The organism is Streptomyces sp. NPDC026062 (assembly GCF_055568375.1).
Window position 1 is genome coordinate 1 of sequence record NZ_JBVHOQ010000126.1, and the last position, 1,544, is coordinate 1,544.

Below are 1,544 nucleotides of genomic sequence, written 5' to 3' on the forward strand. Positions count from 1 at the left end.
GGGGGGTGCCTCTATGTCCTTCGTCAAGGTATCCCTGTCGGGTTTGGTGTGGTTCGGGGTGTTGGGGTTATGCGGCGAGCTCGATGTCCTTCGGTGTCCGGGATTCGTAGAAGGTGCCGTCGCGGAGCATGGCGAACAGGACGCTGATGCGTTGGCGGGCGAGGCGGAGGAGAGCTTGGGTGTGGGTCTTGCCGCGGGCTCGTTGCTTGTCGTAGTAGGCGCGGGAGGCGGGGTCGGCGTTCATGCAGGCGAAGGCGGACAGGAACATGGCCCGTTTGAGCTGGCGGTTGCCGCCGCGGGGTGCGTGTTCGCCGTGGATCGAGGTCCCGGACTGCCGGGTGGTGGGTGCGAGTCCGGCGTAGGAGGCGAGGTGGGCGGCGGTGGGGAAGCTGGTGCCGTCGCCGACGGTGACCAGCAGGACGGCGGCGGTCCTGACGCCGACGCCGGGCATCGACGTCAGGACCGGGGAAAGAGGGTGGGCCTCCAGAAGCGTGTTGATCTGCGTTTCCATCGCCCGTCGCTGGGTGTGGACGGCGGCCAGGGACGCGGCCAGGGAAGGGATGACGATGTCCAGGGTGCCGGTGCCCGGGACGACGACGGTCTGTTCGTCGAGCGCGTCGAAGACGTCGTCGATCAGCCGCTGAGCCATGCGTGGGGCTTTCGGGCGGATCAGCTCGACGAGTCGGCGGCGGCCGGCCTTGCGCAGGGCGGCCGGGGAGCCGTAGCGCTCCAGCAGCCAGGTGATGGCCTGGTGGTCGAGGCGGGGGCCGAGGACGCGTTCGAGGCCGGGGTGGAACTGGGTGAGCAGGCCGCGTATCCGGTTGGAGGTGCGGGTGGCCTCGGCGGCGAGGTCCTGGTCGAAACCGACGAGCACGGTGAGTTCGGCGGTGATCTCGTCGGTCAGTTCCAGGGATCGCAGGGTGTGTGGCATGGTGCGGGCCGCGTCCGCGATCACGGCCGCGTCGCGGGCGTCGGTCTTGGCCTCGCCGGGGTAGAGGTCGGCGATCCGTCGCATCGCCAGGCCGGGCAGGTAGGCGACGCGGCAGCCGGCATCGCGGGCGACGGTCAGTGGCAGGGCGCCGATCGAGGCGGGCTGGTCCACGATGACCAGGACGGTTCCGAACTTCGCGGCAAGTTTGTCGAAGACGGCCCGCAGCCTCGGCTCGCTGTTGGGCAACGGCTTGTCGAAGACCTTCTTCCCTGCCGGAGTCAGCCCGTGGCCGTGATGGGCGGACTTGCCGACGTCCAGGCCGAGGAACACGCCCACGTCTTCGATCTCGAACATCGCGCCCTTTCCAGGATGTTGACGGTGCCGGCCTCGGCTCGGGTGTCGTGCTCGCGCATCCACGTTATGCAGACCTGCCGCCCGCGAACCGCCCGGCGTTGCGCCGGACCGGACGGTGGCCGGACCTCTGATCAGCGTCTCCGACGAACACCCCCGAGCCCGGTGAACACCACCCCCCAGGTCATCTCGGACAGGGGGACCAAGTCATGCCGGGCCCGGAGGCCAGCGGCCCCGTTGCGGAGCCGTGGAAAACATAACG

1 protein-coding gene is annotated in these 1,544 nt (G+C 69.4%); it reads right to left on the reverse strand.

The window, feature by feature from the left end:
- Positions 1-67: 67 nt before the first annotated feature.
- Positions 68-1,285, reverse strand: coding sequence for an IS110 family RNA-guided transposase (locus tag ACZ4LX_RS38115; protein WP_467721420.1), 1,218 nt, complete (start codon positions 1,283-1,285; stop codon positions 68-70).
- Between the last annotated feature and the right edge of the window lie 259 nt (positions 1,286-1,544).

Excerpts from the sequence above, each read along its gene's own strand:
- ACZ4LX_RS38115 (WP_467721420.1), bottom strand. The coding sequence starts at position 1,285 with ATGTTCGAGATCGAAGACGTGGGCGTGTTCCTCGGCCTGGACGTCGGC.